At 57.2% G+C, this 17,341-nt stretch carries 12 protein-coding genes and 1 CRISPR repeat array; of the genes, 7 read left to right on the forward strand and 5 right to left on the reverse strand.

The features are described from left to right. The first annotated feature begins 22 nt into the window (after positions 1-22). Complete coding sequence (locus K7H09_RS16505) at positions 23-895, forward strand: LysR family transcriptional regulator (RefSeq protein ID WP_280115066.1); 873 nt, start codon at positions 23-25, stop codon at positions 893-895. A gap of 23 nt (positions 896-918) precedes the next feature. Here the strand turns inward: K7H09_RS16505 and K7H09_RS16510 are convergent, their stop codons facing one another. From K7H09_RS16510 to K7H09_RS16530, 5 genes are all read right to left on the reverse strand, one after another. After that, positions 919-1,995 (reverse strand): metal ABC transporter solute-binding protein, Zn/Mn family, encoded by a 1,077-nt coding sequence (locus K7H09_RS16510; RefSeq protein ID WP_230805206.1) that lies wholly within the window; start codon positions 1,993-1,995, stop codon positions 919-921. A 35-nt stretch (positions 1,996-2,030) separates the two neighbouring features. Then, a complete protein-coding gene (locus tag K7H09_RS16515) occupies positions 2,031-2,921 on the reverse strand; it encodes a metal ABC transporter permease (protein WP_141440151.1) in 891 nt (296 codons plus the stop codon). Beyond that, positions 2,905-3,639 carry a metal ABC transporter ATP-binding protein gene (locus tag K7H09_RS16520; RefSeq protein ID WP_035539377.1) on the reverse strand — a complete coding sequence of 245 codons (735 nt, stop codon included), beginning with the start codon at positions 3,637-3,639 and terminating at the stop codon, positions 2,905-2,907. The genes K7H09_RS16515 and K7H09_RS16520 overlap by 17 nt, the downstream gene beginning before the upstream one ends. Next, positions 3,636-3,785, reverse strand: coding sequence for a hypothetical protein (locus tag K7H09_RS16525; RefSeq protein WP_162836274.1), 150 nt, complete (start codon positions 3,783-3,785; stop codon positions 3,636-3,638). Before K7H09_RS16525 ends, K7H09_RS16520 begins: the two co-directional genes overlap by 4 nt. Positions 3,786-3,940: 155 nt before the next feature. Then, the gene (locus tag K7H09_RS16530; RefSeq protein ID WP_230805207.1) at positions 3,941-4,624 is read right to left on the reverse strand and encodes a hypothetical protein; all 684 of its coding nucleotides are present in this window, start codon (positions 4,622-4,624) and stop codon (positions 3,941-3,943) included. Positions 4,625-4,782: 158 nt separating this feature from the next. On the opposite strand from K7H09_RS16530, the gene cas1f reads away from it, so the two are divergent. The 6 genes from cas1f to cas6f all read left to right on the forward strand — a co-directional run bounded on the left by cas1f (position 4,783) and on the right by cas6f (position 13,492). Further along, positions 4,783-5,757 (forward strand): type I-F CRISPR-associated endonuclease Cas1f, encoded by a 975-nt coding sequence (gene cas1f / locus K7H09_RS16535; protein ID WP_442908123.1) that lies wholly within the window; start codon positions 4,783-4,785, stop codon positions 5,755-5,757. Next, positions 5,754-9,107: a type I-F CRISPR-associated helicase Cas3f gene (gene cas3f / locus K7H09_RS16540; RefSeq protein ID WP_230805212.1), complete on the forward strand. Its 3,354-nt coding sequence runs from the start codon at positions 5,754-5,756 to the stop codon at positions 9,105-9,107. Before cas1f ends, cas3f begins: the two co-directional genes overlap by 4 nt. Positions 9,108-9,534: 427 nt before the next feature. Then, entirely contained in the window at positions 9,535-10,917 is a 1,383-nt protein-coding gene (csy1, locus tag K7H09_RS16545; RefSeq protein WP_230805214.1) for a type I-F CRISPR-associated protein Csy1, read from the forward strand. Then, a complete protein-coding gene (gene csy2 / locus K7H09_RS16550; RefSeq protein WP_022520841.1) occupies positions 10,910-11,878 on the forward strand; it encodes a type I-F CRISPR-associated protein Csy2 in 969 nt (322 codons plus the stop codon). Before csy1 ends, csy2 begins: the two co-directional genes overlap by 8 nt. Positions 11,879-11,893: 15 nt before the next feature. Beyond that, positions 11,894-12,919 carry a type I-F CRISPR-associated protein Csy3 gene (gene csy3 / locus K7H09_RS16555; protein WP_138800131.1) on the forward strand — a complete coding sequence of 342 codons (1,026 nt, stop codon included), beginning with the start codon at positions 11,894-11,896 and terminating at the stop codon, positions 12,917-12,919. A 3-nt stretch (positions 12,920-12,922) separates the two neighbouring features. Next, positions 12,923-13,492 carry a type I-F CRISPR-associated endoribonuclease Cas6/Csy4 gene (cas6f, locus tag K7H09_RS16560; RefSeq protein WP_009288124.1) on the forward strand — a complete coding sequence of 190 codons (570 nt, stop codon included), beginning with the start codon at positions 12,923-12,925 and terminating at the stop codon, positions 13,490-13,492. Between the two features lie 129 nt (positions 13,493-13,621). Beyond that, positions 13,622-17,306: direct repeats of the CRISPR family, unit length 28 nt; unit sequence GTGCGCTGCCGCCCAGGCAGCTCAGAAA. Positions 17,307-17,341 lie beyond the last annotated feature (35 nt).

Raw genomic sequence — 17,341 nt, forward strand, 5'->3', positions numbered from 1 at the left:
GAAAAATTTGGGGGTCAAGTTGGTGCGTCCCTACTTGCCGTTGAAGGCGCTGCGCGCGTTTGAGGCGTCGGCCAGGCATTTAAGCTTTACTCGCGCGGCAGAAGAGCTTCATGTGACCCAGGCGGCGGTAAGCCACCAGGTTAAGCTGCTCGAAACGCTGTTGAAAGTGCCGCTGTTCAAGCGTTTGCCCAGGGGGCTAATGCTTACCCAGGAGGGCGAACTGCTGCTGCCGGTATTGAAGAGTTCATTCGACCAGATAGCCCACACGCTGGAGCGGGTGGGCGAGAGCAGCTATCGGGAGGTATTAAACGTCGGCGTGGTGGGGACTTTTGCCGTCGGCTGGTTGCTGCCGAGACTGGGAGACTTTCAGCGCCAGTACCCTTACGTCGATTTACGGCTCTCCACCCATAACAACCGCGCGGATATTGCCGGCGAAGGGCTGGATTTTGCGATCCGCTTTGGCACAGGGGCCTGGCATGGCACCGCGGCGCAGCCGCTACTACCGGCGTCACTCTCGGTAATGTGCATACCTGATATCGCCGCGCGGCTTAACACCCCAGCCGATGTGCTGGGGGAAACCTGGCTGCGCTCTTATCGCGCCGATGAATGGACAGAGTGGCTATTGGCGGCAGGGCTACCACGCAGCTTTCCGATGACCAACAGCATTGTGTTTGACTCTTCCATCGCCATGGTGGAAGCAGCCCTACAAGGGGCAGGCGTGGCGCTGGCGCCACCGCTGATGTTTCCCCGCCAACTAAACAGCGGCGCACTGGTACAGCCTTTCGACACCGCTGTCAGTCTGGGCGGTTACTGGCTGACTCGCCTGCAGACACGCCCCGAAACCCACGCCATGGCGTCCTTCCGGGAATGGCTGCTCACGGCCATTAATGCCTGAGCAGCACTATTGACGTTAACTGCTTAGTGGCTGTGACCATGATCATCGTGGTCGTGGTCGTGGTCGTGGTCGTGGTCGTGGTCGTGGTCGTGGTCGTGGTCGTTATGACCCGGCTGGGCCAACGCGTCGTGCAGCACGTGGGCATTGTGGCGCATCATACCCAGATAAGTGCTAGCTTCACCCTCTGCTGCCAGCGCATCGGCGTAGAGCGTGCCCGCAATGGGCAGGCCGGTCTCTTCGGCGAGCTGGGTGATGATCGATTGGTTGGTCATGTTCTCGTGGAACAGCGCCTTCACGTTCTCCTGCTCAATCACATCCACTAGCGCCGCCATGCTGGCGCCACTGGGGTCGGCTTCCGTGGAAAGCCCTACCGGAGAGAGGAAGGTCACCCCGTAGGCGCTTGAGAAGTAGCCAAAGGAGTCATGGCCGGTAATCACGCTGGTGGAGGCCGGGATCTCGTCAATCAGCGCACGAATCTCGTCGTCTACTTCGGCCATTTCCTGTAAATACTGCTCCGCATTGGTGCGGTAGGCATCAGCGTTATCGGCGTCGGCGGCGATTAAGCCATCGCGGATATTGGCGATATACACCTCGGCTTGATGCATATCCTGCCAAGCGTGAGGGTCTTGATTGCCATGGTCATGCCCCGCGTGCTCATCGGCATGCTCTTCGTGGTCATGGTCATCGTGCCCATGGTCGTGCTCGTCATGATCATTATGGCCGTGCTCTTCATGTGCAGCGAAAGAGAGCGGTTCAATACCATCGGTCGCGGTGACCATCGGCCCGTTGTAGTCGCTGGCGCTAATCAGGCGCTCCATCCAGCCCTCAAACAGCAGACCGTTGAAAACGACTAAATCGGCATTGGCCAGGGAGCGTGCGTCGCCAGGGCTGGGGGAGTAAACGTGGGCATCGCCATCGGCAGCCACCAGCGGGGTCACCTCGACATGCTCGCCGCCTACGTTTTCCACCATATCCGCCAGGATAGAGAAACTGGTCACCACCTGAACGCGCTCATTAGCCATGGCAGCAGGCAGAGCCAGCAGCGCGGAAACACCGACTAACCAGCGCGAAGGCCGAGATGATAAATAGGCAAGCGACATACAACACTCCTTACGATAAGCATGAAGACTGATAATTAAGCCCCTTGCTCCACTTCAAGCGGCGTTGTTTTACGCCGCAGCTTGGCTGTCAAGCTGTGGTAGCGACCAAAAAGGGCCGAAAAGAGATAACCGAACCCCGCCAGCAGAATAATGCTCGGGCCAGAGGGGATATCCAGATGAAAAGAGAGCAGCAGGCCACCGGTGCTCGCTACCATGGCCAGCACAATCGCGATGCCGATCAAGCCCTCCAGGCGTTTGCTCCAAAAGCGCGCCGAGGTGGCGGGCAGCATCATCAGTCCCACCGCCATTAGCGTACCCAGGGTTTGAAAGCCGGCGGTTAGGTTCAGCACCAGCAGGCCCAGGAAAACGCTGTGTACCCAACCGCTGCGGCGGCTTTGGCCACGTAAAAACAGCGGGTCCAAACACTCCACTACCAGGGCGCGAAACACCACTGCCAGGGTCAGCACAATCAGCGTACTGATACCCGCGATTAGCAACAGCGCGGTGGAGTTGATCGCCAGAATCGAGCCGAACAGCACATGGGTAAGGTCAACGCTGCTACCGCCCAGCGAAATCAGCATCACGCCTGCGGCCAGCGAGATAATAAAAAAGCTCGCCATGGCGGCATCTTCGCGCTGGCCGCCCATTTTCGAGACCGCCCCCGCCAGCAGCGCCACCATTAACCCAAACAACACCCCGCCAATACTCATAATCGGCAGCGAAAAACCTGCCAGCAGGAACCCCAGCGCGACGCCGGGCAGAATCGCGTGGGCCATGGCATCGCCAATCAGGCTCATGCCGCGCAGCACCAAAAACACTCCCAGCGGCGGTGCAGCCAACGAAAGCGCCAAACCACCCACTACCGCGCGGCGCATAAAGCCGTAATCGAACGGGCTGACAAACCACGCATTAAGCAGATCCAGCATGGCGTCCTCCCATGGTAAACGGCACTACCTGAGCGGGTGCGTGTTGATGGGTCAGCGCACTGGGCGCCACCCAACGGCCATGGCCGCCGTTTAGCATCAGCACTTCATCGGCCAGGCGGCGCAGGTGATCCATATCGTGCAGCACGACAATGATCGTCGCGCCGTCGTCCGCCATTTGACGCAGGATGCGGATCAAAATATCCACGGTTTCGCTATCCACGTTGGCAAACGGCTCATCAAGCAGCAGTAGCTCGGCTTCCTGCATTAGCGTACGGCCGATCAGTGCACGCTGGCGCTGGCCACCGGAAAGTTCGCCCAGAGGGCGGTGGGCCAAGTGCGAAATACCCAGCCGCGCCATAATCTCGCGGCCTTTACGGTAGTGCCCTGCACAATAGCCGGTTAACGCGCCGTGGCTGGGCCAGCTGCCGGTCATGACTAACTCTTCCACACTCATCGGGAAGGTGAGATCCAGCGCCAACTGCTGTGGCAGCCACGCCCGGCGCTCTTTCGCGACGGTGCAGACCACCTCGCCGCTAATAGGCCGAAGTTCACCCATAATGGCCTGAATCAGCGTGCTTTTACCGGCGCCGTTAGCGCCGATCAGCGCGGTAATCGCACCCGGCTTAAAGTCGCCCTCGATATGTTCCAGCACCGTGCGGCGCGCCTGGGCCAAGTGCAGGTTGTGCAGCTGTAAGCGTGATAAAGAGCGTTGACTCATCCTAACCACCCGCTAGCCCAAACCACCAAGCCCCACAACGCCAATAGCGGCACGGCAACAAACAGCAGCCGTTTAACAGCCGATAGCGACATCAAGGAGAAGTGACAAGGGCCCTCCTTGTTATGGCGGTGCGTATGCTCACTCATCAAGCGGCCTCGTATAATTTCAAATAGGTTATAACATAACGTTTGGCAAAGCCAAAAAATTGCTGAGTATTTTACTCGTTCACGCCGCGCTAGCAACGATAAAGCGCTAGCGGAAAACCGTCGCCAGCGCTTTAAGGGAATAACCGTAGGGTGTATCAATAGCGCCAGGTAGCACCTAGCTGCTGCGGCGCTACATGCAGCGCGTATTCACCGGGAATAGTGATCGGCCCCAGCGATAGATTAGCGGGTTGGAAGCGATTAATCGTAGAAGACGCCTGATTCGGCTGTGTCCAAATTTGTAGCTCATTGACCAGCATGCCGGTAGCAAAGTTGATAGCACCATCACTTTTTCTGCCATCGGCGGCAATCACTGCACCCGCCACGCCATTCACCACGAGTGAGCTCACCCGGGCGCCCCAGCCGCGGCGCTCACGCTCCGCTTGGGCGAGCTGTAAACCCAGTGCCTGCACGCCGCTTAAATCGCCACTGGCTTTCAAACGCTCATATTCGGCCAGTGCTGCGGGGTGCGGCTGGCGGTCGGTCAGCATACCACCCAAGGCCAGCGCTGATTTCACCACACCCACCCGTGCATCAAAGCGGTCATCTGGATCGCTCGCCTCGCTGGATTGGTAAGCGTTCACCGCCAGGCTGGTGGCGTAAATGCCCGACCAACCCCACTGCCAAATATTAGCGTGGCGTGCGCCGTCCTCAAACACATCATCGTACTCACTCCACTGCTCGCCGGTTTGTGCCTGGGTCTGGGCTTGTGCTTGTAGCGAGACAGGCAGAGTGATCACCAAGGTGGTAACCAATGCGGCAAAAAGACGAAAAGTATGCATGGTGAAGTGCCTATATAGGGGGAGCAGTCGCGCTAAGCGTAGCACGCAAAACAAATGAGACGTGGGGGGATTCAGGGGTGGCGAAGTATGACTAAGGTCAATGGTGCTGCGGGGTGAAGGATGGTTAGATGGGGAAAGACGATAACCAGGAGCGCCGCATGGATGACTTTTCGCCCAGTGACCTAAAAACCATTCTTCATTCCAAGCGTGCCAACCTCTATTACCTGCAACATTGCCGGGTATTGGTGAACGGTGGCCGAGTGGAGTATGTCACCGATGAGGGCAGCAAATCCCGCTATTGGAATATCCCTATTGCCAACACTACCTCGATATTGCTGGGCACCGGCACCTCGATTACCCAAGCGGCTATGCGTGAATTGGCGAAAGCTGGGGTGCTGGTGGGGTTTTGTGGTGGGGGCGGTACGCCGTTATTTGCCGCCAATGAGGTTGATGTGGATGTCGCCTGGCTGACCCCGCAAAGCGAATACCGGCCCACAGAGTACCTGCAATATTGGGTGCGCTTCTGGTTTGATGATGTAAAACGCCTGGATGCCGCCCGTGCGTTTCAGCAGGCGCGACTTGCACGCATTGAAGCGTTGTGGACAAGCCGCGTGATGAAAGACGCAGGTTTTAGTATTGCCACCGATCACCTGCATAGCTCGCTGAACCACCACCGTGAAGCAATCAACAAAGCCCCCAGCACCGTTGACCTACTGACCCTGGAAGCGCGTTTAACCAAAACGCTGTTTAAGCTGGCGGTTAATGCGGTCGACTACGGCGACTTCACCCGTGCCAAACGCGGTACCGGCACCGATCCTGCCAACCGCTTTCTCGATCACGGCAACTATCTTGCCTATGGTCTGGCGGCGACCGCCACCTGGGTACTGGGTATTCCCCACGGGCTTGCGGTACTCCACGGTAAAACACGCCGGGGCGGCTTGGTCTTTGATGTGGCAGATTTAGTGAAGGACGCGGTGATTCTGCCTCAGGCGTTTATTTCTGCCATGCGCGGTGATGAAGAGCAGGAGTTTCGTCAGGCCTGTATTGAGCGATTAACCCGCACCGAATCCCTCGATTTTATGATCGATACCCTCAAGGACGTCGCCCAAGCGCTGGGGAGTGGCGAAGCATGAACGTGCTGCTGATTTCCCAATGCAACAAAAACGCCCTGAAAGAGACGCGCCGCATCCTCGACCAGTTTGCCGAACGCCGCGGCGACCGCACCTGGCAAACACCGATCACCCAAGCCGGGCTGGATACGCTGCGAAAATTGCTGCGCAAGAAAGCGCGTAAGAATACCGCCGTTGCCTGCCATTGGATTCGTGGCCACGACCATAGCGAATTGATGTGGGTGGTGGGGGATGCCTCGCGGTTTAATATCCAGGGAGCAGTGCCGACCAACACCACTGCCCGCGATATTCTTCGCCGCCAGGATGAAAACGACTGGCACAACGGTGAAGATATTCTTCTGCTCACCGCCCTGGCAGCGCTACTGCACGACCTGGGAAAAGCCTGCGACGCCTTTCAGCAGCGGCTAAAAGGCAAACTTGAAGGTCGCAACTTATACCGTCATGAGTGGATATCGCTGCGCCTGTTTCAAGCATTCGTGGGGAACGATGACGACGCCACCTGGTTGGCGCGTCTGGCCGAAGGCAGCTATCAAGAGCAGGACTGGCTAGATGGATTAGAGCGCGACGGGATAGATGCCCCCACCTCATCGGTGTTTAGTCGCTTACCGCCGCTGGCTGCAGCGCTGGGTTGGCTGGTGCTTAGCCACCACCGGCTACCTTTAAAACCGCCGGAAAAAGTTGGCGAAAATGAAAGGCGCTGGGGCAGAGGAAACGCACCACTTCAGGCAGAACAACTGGGAGGATTGTTTGCTTCCATTCATGCCGAGTGGAACGAGATTCCCGAGACGCAAGACCCTAAACGCATCGAGCCCTACTGGCAGTTCAAGAGCGGATTGCCTGCTAGTACCCCACGTTGGCGTAAGCGAGCCCAAAAGCTTGCCACGCGGTTACAGGCTCGGCTACAAAATGGCGGGCACTGGCTGGAAAGCCGCTATGTCATGCACTTAGCCCGGCTTAGCTTAATGCTGGCTGACCACCACTACTCTAGCCTGGAAGACCTCCAGCATCGCGTGCGCGGCGAGCCCAACTACCCGCTGATTGCCAATACCGTGCGCAAAACCGGCAAGCCCAATCAGCTATTGGATGAGCATATCCTGGGAGTTGAAAAACATGCCGCCGCGGTCGCCCGTGCGCTACCCAGCGTTGACAGCCACTTACCACGTCTAGCGCGCCATAAAGGCTTCCGTAAACGCAGCAGTCACCCACGGTTTCGCTGGCAGGATAAAGCCTTTGATCTGGCCCAATCGCTTAGGGAACGTAGCCAACGGCAGGGCTTTTTTGGCATCAATATGGCGTCCACCGGCTGTGGTAAAACCTTAGCGAATGGCCGCATTATGTACGCGCTGGCCGACCCCCAGCAGGGCGCGCGCTTTAGCATAGCCCTAGGGCTGCGCACCCTAACTCTGCAAACTGGCCAAGCATTACGTGACCGTCTGCATCTAGGCGAAGATGAACTCGCCGTGCGGGTAGGTGGCAGTGCGAATAAAGCCCTGTTTGAGCACTACGAGCAGGAAGCCGAAGCTAGCGGCTCGGCATCCAATCAGGCGCTGATAGAAGAAGATGCCCACGTGGTGTTTGACGGCAATTTTGATAGCCACCCCGTGCTGCGTCGTTTGAGCGATGAGCCGGGCACCCGCGCGCTGATTGCCGCCCCCATTTTGGTATGTACAGTTGATCATCTTGTGCCTGCCACGGAGAGCACCCGGGGCGGGCGTCAAATCGTGCCCATGCTGCGCCTAATGAGCAGTGACCTAGTGCTGGATGAGGTCGACGATTTCGATATCAACGACCTGCCTGCGCTTACCCGGCTCGTCAATTGGGCTGGGCTGCTAGGTTCACGGGTACTGCTTTCATCGGCCACCTTGCCTCCTGCGCTGGTGGAGGGGTTGTATGAAGCCTATCGCAGCGGTCGTGAAGCCTTCCAGCGCCACCGCGGCGAGCCGGGATTAGCGACCGATATTTGCTGCGCCTGGTTCGACGAGCACGACCGGCAGCATCACAACTGCGCCAGTAGTGAAACTTTTCAGGCGGCTCACAACGCCTTTGCCAAGCGTCGGTTAGAGCGCCTAGCCAAAAGTCCAGTACGCCGCCGGGCGGATATTTTAACGTTACCATCACTGGGAAAACGCCCCGAAGAGATCAGGCCCGCGATAGCGACCCTGCTGCGCACTCATGCGCAAACACTCCATGAGCAGCACCACACGCTTGATCCGTATACAGGCAAACGCGTCAGCTTTGGCCTTATTCGTATGGCCAATATCGACCCCTTGGTGGACGTAGCCAGAGCACTTTTTCAGCAGGGCGCCTCTGAAGGTGTACGGCTACATCTGTGCGTCTACCATTCCCGCCACCCCTTGGTCATGCGCTCAGAAATTGAACGCCGGTTAGATAAAACACTGCAACGGGCTGAACCAGATCGCGTTTTCCAGCAGCCGGATATCCGCCGCCTGCTGGATAGCAGCGAAGAAAACGACCACCTGTTTATCGTTCTAGGTTCGCCGGTTACCGAAGTGGGCCGCGACCACGATTACGACTGGGCTATAGTAGAGCCTTCTTCCATGCGCTCAATTATCCAGCTAGCGGGCAGGGTGCGCCGCCACCGCGAACAAGCCTGCGAAGTGGCCAATATTTTGCTCTTAGAGACCAATCTAAAAGACCTTGAACGGCCGGGCGAACCTGCTTTTTATAGGCCAGGCTTTGAAACAAACGCTACTTGGCGTCTCAAAAACCACTCACTTAACACCTTGTTAACGCCGTTAACGCCGGATGAGTACCAGGTGATCGATGCCCGCCCCCGCGTGCTGGCGCGGGAAACGCTGCACGCCAAAGACAGCCTTGTCGATCTGGAGCATGAGCGGCTGCACCAGTTAATGATTGAACAGCCCGCCGAGCCGTTAACTAAAAAAGAGATAAGAATTGGTAAAACCCCCAAGCCGCCGCCCTTGGGAGCCTATAGCTGGCATGTGATGCCGCAACTGCATTTAACAGGTGTATTGATTCAGCGTGACCCATTTCGCAAGCAGCTTGAGCCTGAAATAACGCTCGCGCTGCTGCCCGATGAGGGCGGCGAAACCTGGACGCTGCACCGCGTAGACGACGGCGCAAGGCGAGGTGAAAAGCTCCACGTTCCGGTGGAGGAGAGCCTGCTGGTGCGGGTAGATCTAGCAAAAGAGCAGGGCGAGCGGATGCAACCCTGGGGAGCCAGCGACTATTTAACAGCGCTCGCCGACTTGGCGGAAGACTTGGATATCTCTCTTGATCGCGCCGCCCGTACCTTCGGCACGGTGACCGCCTCGGCTAGAAATCAGCGTTGGGGGTATCACCCGGTGTTGGGGTTTTGGCGGAGCAAGTGAAGGCCGGTGATAGACACCGGCCCGCTGCCTGGGCGGCAGCGCACATTACTCTAATGAAGAAACTTTTCTAAGCTGCCTGGGCGGCAACGTAGATAGGGTAGCGATACAGACAGTCAAAGTCATTTTATATTATAATTACTATAATGAAAAAACTGGTTGATGATTTTAAAATGATGACCTAGTATCAAATTAGCCAAGGGGTGGTAGCACACCACCTTGGCTGGCTTGAAACATATTTATGCGTCGTTGTTACCCAAATCTGCAGGGTCAGAGCAGATAGGAGGGTTCTGAGCATGATTGGCTATCATGTAAACATAATATTTTGAGGCCGACTTTTAGATCGGCCTGCCAGATGCCCCGAGGCGTATTGCCTCGGGGCTTATTTTGGCACGAATTTCAGTGATTCCCAAATTCGTAAGGATAAATAATGCCTACCATTCCTAGCGGAAGTTGGCAGCAACTCCGAGCATTGATCGAAGTCTTTTTAAAAGAGCGCTTCGATACAAAAGCGGAAAAGCTAGCTCCCGACGATCCAAAATACCAGGCATTGGTTGAGCAATTTCAATTCGATACCTGGATCAACGATGCGGCAAGGCGCGTTGGTCAACTGCAAGTCGTTACCCACTCGCTAAAACCTATCCACCCCGATGCCAAAGGCTCCAATCTTTACGCCCCACCCGAATCGCTACATGCCCACAACCTAGTGGGTAGTCATGTGCTACCCGCTGATTTTGCGGGCGATGTCGTGGGGAACGCCGCCGCCTTGGATGTATATAAGTTCTTGAAGCTGCAGTTCGAGGGAAAATCGCTGCTTGAGCGTGCACTAGAAAACGATAGCGAGTTTGCCAAAGCTTTAAGCGATAATCCCGAACAAGCCCAGGCGTGGATCAATGCCTTTGCCGCGATTACCGAACCGCGTGGCGAGCACGCCTCACATACCCGCGGCAAACAGCTCTACTGGCTGGTGGGTGATGATGCCGCAGAGCTAGAAAATGACGCCGATAACTTCCGTTTGCTAGCCCCGCTCTATGCCACCTCGTTGGCCCATCGTGTATTTCAAACCATTAACCATGACCGTTTTAGCGAAGAGGCCAAAGACTCACGCAAAGCCAAGCGGGAAGGTAAATACGCTGAGCAACCTGTGCACAGCTACCCCAACCTAGCCGTACAAAAAATGGGCGGCACCAAGCCGCAAAATATCTCGCAACTTAATAGTGAGCGGGGTGGTAACAATTATTTATTGGCATCGCTTCCGCCTAGCTGGAATGTGCGTGATATTCGCCCGCCGCTAAAAGTAGCCTCTGTGTTTTCTCACCCTGGTGTATTTGGCAGCCGGTCAGAAGTGCGCTCCCTTGTTAAAGACTTCAAGCGCTTTCTGGAGACCGACCCCTCCACGGATATGCACACCCGCGATCTGCGCGATGACTACACGGCCATGCTGATGGACGAGCTAGCGCTGTTTGCCATGCAGATGCATAGCCTACCTGCGGGTTGGAGCGACGATGAAAAATGTGAATTGGTCGCTGAAGAAGCCTTCTGGCTAGATCCTGGCCGCGCTGAAGAGGATGTTCCTTTTCGTGAAGCTCGAAACAGCGTGGAGTGGGCAGAAGAGATTCGCCACCGTTTTGCTAACTGGCTCAATGCGGCGTTGGGTGAAAAGCTCCCATTAGGCGATGTGGAATTTCGCCACTGGCAGAAAACATTGGCGAAAGATGCTACCCATCAACGCCTGCAGGATCGTGACCGTCGATGGATGGAAAGCCTAATGGAAGACTTACACAACCTGCCAGGAGGTGATGACGATGAGTGAAGTGAAAAACCTCCTGGTTCTACCGCGCTTGCGGGTACAAAACGCCAACGCGATTTCCAGCCCAATGACCTGGGGCTTTCCTGCCATGAGTGCTTTTGTAGGTTTGATGCATGCTCTGGAGCGGAAGTTAGCAGAGGCGAGTCTTCCCGTTTCGTTAGGTCGCGTTGGGGTTATTTGCCACGACTTTGAAGCCCAGGCCACTGAAGGTGGTTACATTCGTGGCTTTCACCTGACGCGCAACCCGGTGGACAAAACCGGTGGTACGGCAGCGATTGTAGAAGAAGGGCGTATCCATCTGGATATCACGCTGATCTTCGCGATTGATACCGGCACTGCAGAAAGCGAGCATGAGGATATCGCCCACCAAATCAGTGAGACTGTATCGGGCATGCGTATTGCCGGTGGCAGTGTGGTGCCCAATCGCAACGTGCCGAGCCATAAGCAGCGCCCGCAATGGGTCATGCTTGATGACAACGAAGATGAACGCTACAAGCAGTTCGCTCGACTGAAGCGCCGCTGGCTGCCGGGCTTTGCGCTGACCCTGCGCGATGACTACCTCACCGAACACCTCACAACGCTGCAAAAACACAACCCTGAGGCCAGTTTGCTGGATGCGTGGTTAGACCTCTCTCGTCTTAACCATGTTTGCACGTTAGAGAATGAAGGTGAACCCAACGAGAAGCCCGTTTGGCAGGCGCAGCGGCCCTATCGCGGCTGGCTTGTGCCGATTCCAGTTGGTTATGGCGCTATTTCCGACCTTTTCCAGCCCGGAGAAGTGGCTAACGCCCGCGATACCATGACCCAGTTTCGCTTTGTCGAAAGCCTCTACTCCATTGGTGAATGGGTCAGCCCGCACCGCATGAAGCAACCTGAAGACCTGCTTTGGTACGTTGATAACGACGAAGAAGCGGGGCTTTACCGTCTCAATAACGATTACCACCTTCGCGCCTCAGCACAGTAAACAAGGAGCTTTATCATGGCTAAAAACGATACCCTTAAAACCGCTTCCGTCCTCGCTTTTGAGCGCAAGCTCGACCCTTCCGATGCGCTGCTATACGCCAGCAACTGGGATAAGCGGCAAGATGAACAGCAATGGCAGCCGGTCGTGGTGCGTGAAAAATCGGTTCGCGGCACTATTTCCAACCGCTTAAAAGCGAAAGACCAAGATCCCGCCAAGCTGGATGCACAGATTGAAACCCCCAACCTGCAAACGGTGGATGTCGCCACACTTCCCCACGATGCTGACACCCTGGTAGCTCGTTTCACCCTTCGAGTGCTAGCCGGTGCCGGGACGCCCTCCGCCTGCAATAACGCCGAATACCAAGCCAAGCTGGAACAAGCCGTCGCCGCATATAAGCAAGCGCAAGGCTTCGGCGAGCTGGCCCAGCGGTACGCCAATAATCTCGCCAATGGGCGTTTTTTGTGGCGCAACCGTATGGGGGCAGAGCAAGTAGAGGTAAGTATTCGCCAACTGGCACAGGGCAAAGCCACTAAAGAGTGGAACTTTGATGCACTGTCGCTCTCGTTGCGGGCTTTCGAGGACACTGCTGAGCTTAAAGAGCTTGCCAGTGTTATCGCAGCAGCGCTGGCGGGTGAACAGCACTTACTGCTTGAGGTGGTTGCCTATGTGCGTATGGGTAGCGGCCAAGAGGTGTTTCCGTCCCAAGAGCTGATTCTTGATCGGGGTCGTGGCGATAAGAGCAAAACGCTTTATCACGTCAGCGATATTGCCGGTATTCACTCGCAAAAGCTGGGTAATGCCATTCGCACCATCGACACTTGGTACCCCAATGAAAACGATGATGACCTCGGGCCTATTGCTGTCGAGCCTTATGGCTCAGTGACCACCCAGGGCAAAGCGTACCGCCAGCCCAAGCAGAAGGCCGATTTCTACTCACTGCTGGATAACTGGATGATCAAGGATCAAGTGCCTACGAAGGAAGATCAGCACTTTGTGATGGCAACACTGATCCGTGGCGGTGTCTTCGGCGAAGCGGGGTAAGCCATGGATCACTATATTGATATTCGGCTTAGGCCTGACCCTGACTTTGCCCCGGCGATGCTGATGGGTGCGCTTTACAACAAGTTGCACCGGGCGCTATTCGACCTACAGGCAACGGATTTAGGCGTTAGCTTTCCAGGCCATAAGCATGGAGTCCGTGCTCGTACATTAGGTGATCACCTGCGTTTGCATGGCACTCAGGCACGGCTGGGGCAATTGATGGGCGCTGACTGGCTAACCGGCATGCGTGATCACACCCAAGTCAGCGAGGTGCTTGCCGTGCCCGCCAATTCTCAGCACTTCAACGTGGCGCGCAAGCAGTTCAATACGGGCAGCCCAAGCCGTGCCAAACGCTATGCCAAGCGGCATGACATTTCGGAAGATGAAGCGCAGCAGATTTATGCCAAGCTAGCGGCGCGGCGCATTGAGCTACCCTTCGTGCAAATAAACAGCCGCTCCACCCAGCAGCGCTTTAGCCTGTTTATTGAACACGGCAAGCCTCAGGAAAAACCGGTGGCGGGTTCGTTTAATCACTATGGCTTAAGCCCTGACGCCACAGTGCCGTGGTTTTGACCCTTTTTTCTAACATGAAAATAGGCGACCAATAATCAATCACTTAGCGGTGTCGCTCGAAAAAGGGTGATACCGCTTTTTTTGGCTAAAGCTCTTTAACAATCAGCACATTAATTTTGATATGCTCTTGTGCGCTGCCGCCCAGGCAGCTCAGAAATCCGGGTCATAATCTTTATTTGTAGGTACACGGTGCGCTGCCGCCCAGGCAGCTCAGAAAGCACTCGGCGGTATTCATCCAGCGCATGTTGCGTGCGCTGCCGCCCAGGCAGCTCAGAAAGCTGGCTCTTGGGGGAGAAGAAGCGCGGGGAGGTGCGCTGCCGCCCAGGCAGCTCAGAAAACTAACGTTTATTAGGTCCTAGCCAAATTAGCGTGCGCTGCCGCCCAGGCAGCTCAGAAATGGAATCATATTATTAAGCGTCGCTTAGATATGTGCGCTGCCGCCCAGGCAGCTCAGAAACACATAACGGTAACCGCTAACGGCGAGGCCATGTGCGCTGCCGCCCAGGCAGCTCAGAAACTAACAACGTCTGCGTAAGCATTCATTGCAACGTGCGCTGCCGCCCAGGCAGCTCAGAAAGACATAACGGTAACCGCTAACGGCGAGGCCATGTGCGCTGCCGCCCAGGCAGCTCAGAAATCAGTCTGTCAGGAATACCGCAAAAGTGTTTTGTGCGCTGCCGCCCAGGCAGCTCAGAAAGCCCCGGCCGTGTTGTTCAGGTGAACCTGCCCGTGCGCTGCCGCCCAGGCAGCTCAGAAACAAGGCAATCTCCGCGATATTCCAAATATCCTGTGCGCTGCCGCCCAGGCAGCTCAGAAAAAGGGTGCCGCTGGCACCGGCATCACCGATAGGTGCGCTGCCGCCCAGGCAGCTCAGAAAACCATCGGCGGCGCCGTCACGATGACGTTTGCGTGCGCTGCCGCCCAGGCAGCTCAGAAACATCCACGACGCCGCGATGCTGCGTATGACCGGTGCGCTGCCGCCCAGGCAGCTCAGAAATTGTGGACATCATGAACCTTGACGTTGCCGCCGTGCGCTGCCGCCCAGGCAGCTCAGAAATCGATTTTGTATTCAATGTGAGGGTCGCGTTCGTGCGCTGCCGCCCAGGCAGCTCAGAAAATGGTCAGCGTTCGATTACCCTGGGTAACCGTGTGCGCTGCCGCCCAGGCAGCTCAGAAAAAGTGGCGCAACCGCTGCAGATGGCAGCATCGGTGCGCTGCCGCCCAGGCAGCTCAGAAAAAGCTGGCTGAAAAGAGCGGGCTGCCCTACGGGTGCGCTGCCGCCCAGGCAGCTCAGAAAAGACTGCATTTCGTGCTCCATGCGCGCTTCTGGTGCGCTGCCGCCCAGGCAGCTCAGAAACTGCCAGCACTAACCCTGACTCCTGGCGCAAGTGCGCTGCCGCCCAGGCAGCTCAGAAAAATGTCGCTAGCCAGAAATTCAGCAAACTCCAGTGCGCTGCCGCCCAGGCAGCTCAGAAAAGCAATCCGGCGGGCTTGGCCTCGATTCGCTCGTGCGCTGCCGCCCAGGCAGCTCAGAAATGACTGCATTTCGTGCTCCATGCGCGCTTCTGGTGCGCTGCCGCCCAGGCAGCTCAGAAACTGCCAGCACTAACCCTGACTCCTGGCGCAAGTGCGCTGCCGCCCAGGCAGCTCAGAAAAATGTCGCTAGCCAGAAATTCAGCAAACTCCAGTGCGCTGCCGCCCAGGCAGCTCAGAAAAGCAATCCGGCGGGCTTGGCCTCGATTCGCTCGTGCGCTGCCGCCCAGGCAGCTCAGAAATGAACGCCGCGCTGAACCTCGCCCCATGCTTTGTGCGCTGCCGCCCAGGCAGCTCAGAAAGCTAAAGCAAATGGGTTCACCAGCCCGGCAACGTGCGCTGCCGCCCAGGCAGCTCAGAAAGTCCAGGGCATCAAAGAGCGACTCGCGTATTTGTGCGCTGCCGCCCAGGCAGCTCAGAAAAGTACGGTTATTCGACAAATAACCGGCAGGGTGTGCGCTGCCGCCCAGGCAGCTCAGAAATAAGCGATCGGCTTTTCCCATTCGTTAACCGTGCGCTGCCGCCCAGGCAGCTCAGAAATATTTTACCGAAGGGCTTGAGCGTTGAGAAGTGTGCGCTGCCGCCCAGGCAGCTCAGAAAGAAAAACTCAGAACACACCGGCCCGAGGCCGAGTGCGCTGCCGCCCAGGCAGCTCAGAAATTTGCGCCTAGCGGCGCTGTGTTTGGCAATAGGTGCGCTGCCGCCCAGGCAGCTCAGAAAATTAGTAAAATTCTGAAAGAGTCAATTGCGGGGTGCGCTGCCGCCCAGGCAGCTCAGAAACGCCAAACCACCCAACAACTGGGCAGCATGATGTGCGCTGCCGCCCAGGCAGCTCAGAAATAGCATGGGTGCGCCGGAGATCAGCATGTCTGGTGCGCTGCCGCCCAGGCAGCTCAGAAAAGGATGTAGCCTTTGCGGGTGAGCTCGCGGAAGTGCGCTGCCGCCCAGGCAGCTCAGAAAGACTGGCGGGATGATTGCGCCCACAACGAGCAGTGCGCTGCCGCCCAGGCAGCTCAGAAATGTGAGCGAGATGCCTCCGCTGGTGACCTGATGTGCGCTGCCGCCCAGGCAGCTCAGAAAGATACGTTCGACGAGCCAGAAGACACGATCATGTGCGCTGCCGCCCAGGCAGCTCAGAAAGCCCAGGAGGACGCCACCCCATGAGCTTTGATGTGCGCTGCCGCCCAGGCAGCTCAGAAAAGGTTGTGCCAGCGTTTGTGCTGCTGGCGTGGGTGCGCTGCCGCCCAGGCAGCTCAGAAAAGCGCCAACGGCCACCAGCCAGGGCTGCCCAAGTGCGCTGCCGCCCAGGCAGCTCAGAAATGGTCGCCTGTCCATGGCTCGCCTGTGCGGGGGTGCGCTGCCGCCCAGGCAGCTCAGAAAAAAAACGTCTCAACTGCTGGAACGCTTTTCCTGTGCGCTGCCGCCCAGGCAGCTCAGAAATGGACAAGCTAGCCGTCGCGTTAGGCGTTTCAGTGCGCTGCCGCCCAGGCAGCTCAGAAATACGTGGCCGCCCACGGCTGCGAAACCAAAGAGTGCGCTGCCGCCCAGGCAGCTCAGAAAGTCGCGTTTGGCGGCGGCTTTAGTGATGTAGTGTGCGCTGCCGCCCAGGCAGCTCAGAAAAATATGAAGCAGCATACTGATTTCAACGACTTGTGCGCTGCCGCCCAGGCAGCTCAGAAATGGGCGCCGGTTTGTTTTTTTTCCTTTACTTGGTGCGCTGCCGCCCAGGCAGCTCAGAAATGTCGTGGTAGGCAGGTCAAGGCAAAACACCCGTGCGCTGCCGCCCAGGCAGCTCAGAAACGCATAGGGGAGACGCGGTTAGCCCGCTGGGATGTGCGCTGCCGCCCAGGCAGCTCAGAAAACCGTAATGGGCTGCAATCCCGGCTTTTTTGTGTGCGCTGCCGCCCAGGCAGCTCAGAAATGCAGGCGCTGGGTTTCCAGCACCCGCTCCGCGTGCGCTGCCGCCCAGGCAGCTCAGAAATGAAAAATCCCCACCAGGATAAATTGTGTTTTGTGCGCTGCCGCCCAGGCAGCTCAGAAATTCGCCTGTCCAGCCAGTCCAACCGCGCTTAGGTGCGCTGCCGCCCAGGCAGCTCAGAAATTCGCCTACGAGAACATCGACGACGCCTGGCAGTGCGCTGCCGCCCAGGCAGCTCAGAAATTCCCTAACCATCGTGTCAATCATGGGTAGTAGTGCGCTGCCGCCCAGGCAGCTCAGAAAAATCTCGCTAAAGGTGCCGCTTAGATCAGACGGTGCGCTGCCGCCCAGGCAGCTCAGAAAAGTCAGCGTGCTATTAACGACGAACAGGTCAAGTT

The organism is Halomonas sp. IOP_14 (genome assembly GCF_021021315.1).
Taxonomy (GTDB): Bacteria; Pseudomonadota; Gammaproteobacteria; order Pseudomonadales; family Halomonadaceae; genus Vreelandella; species Vreelandella titanicae.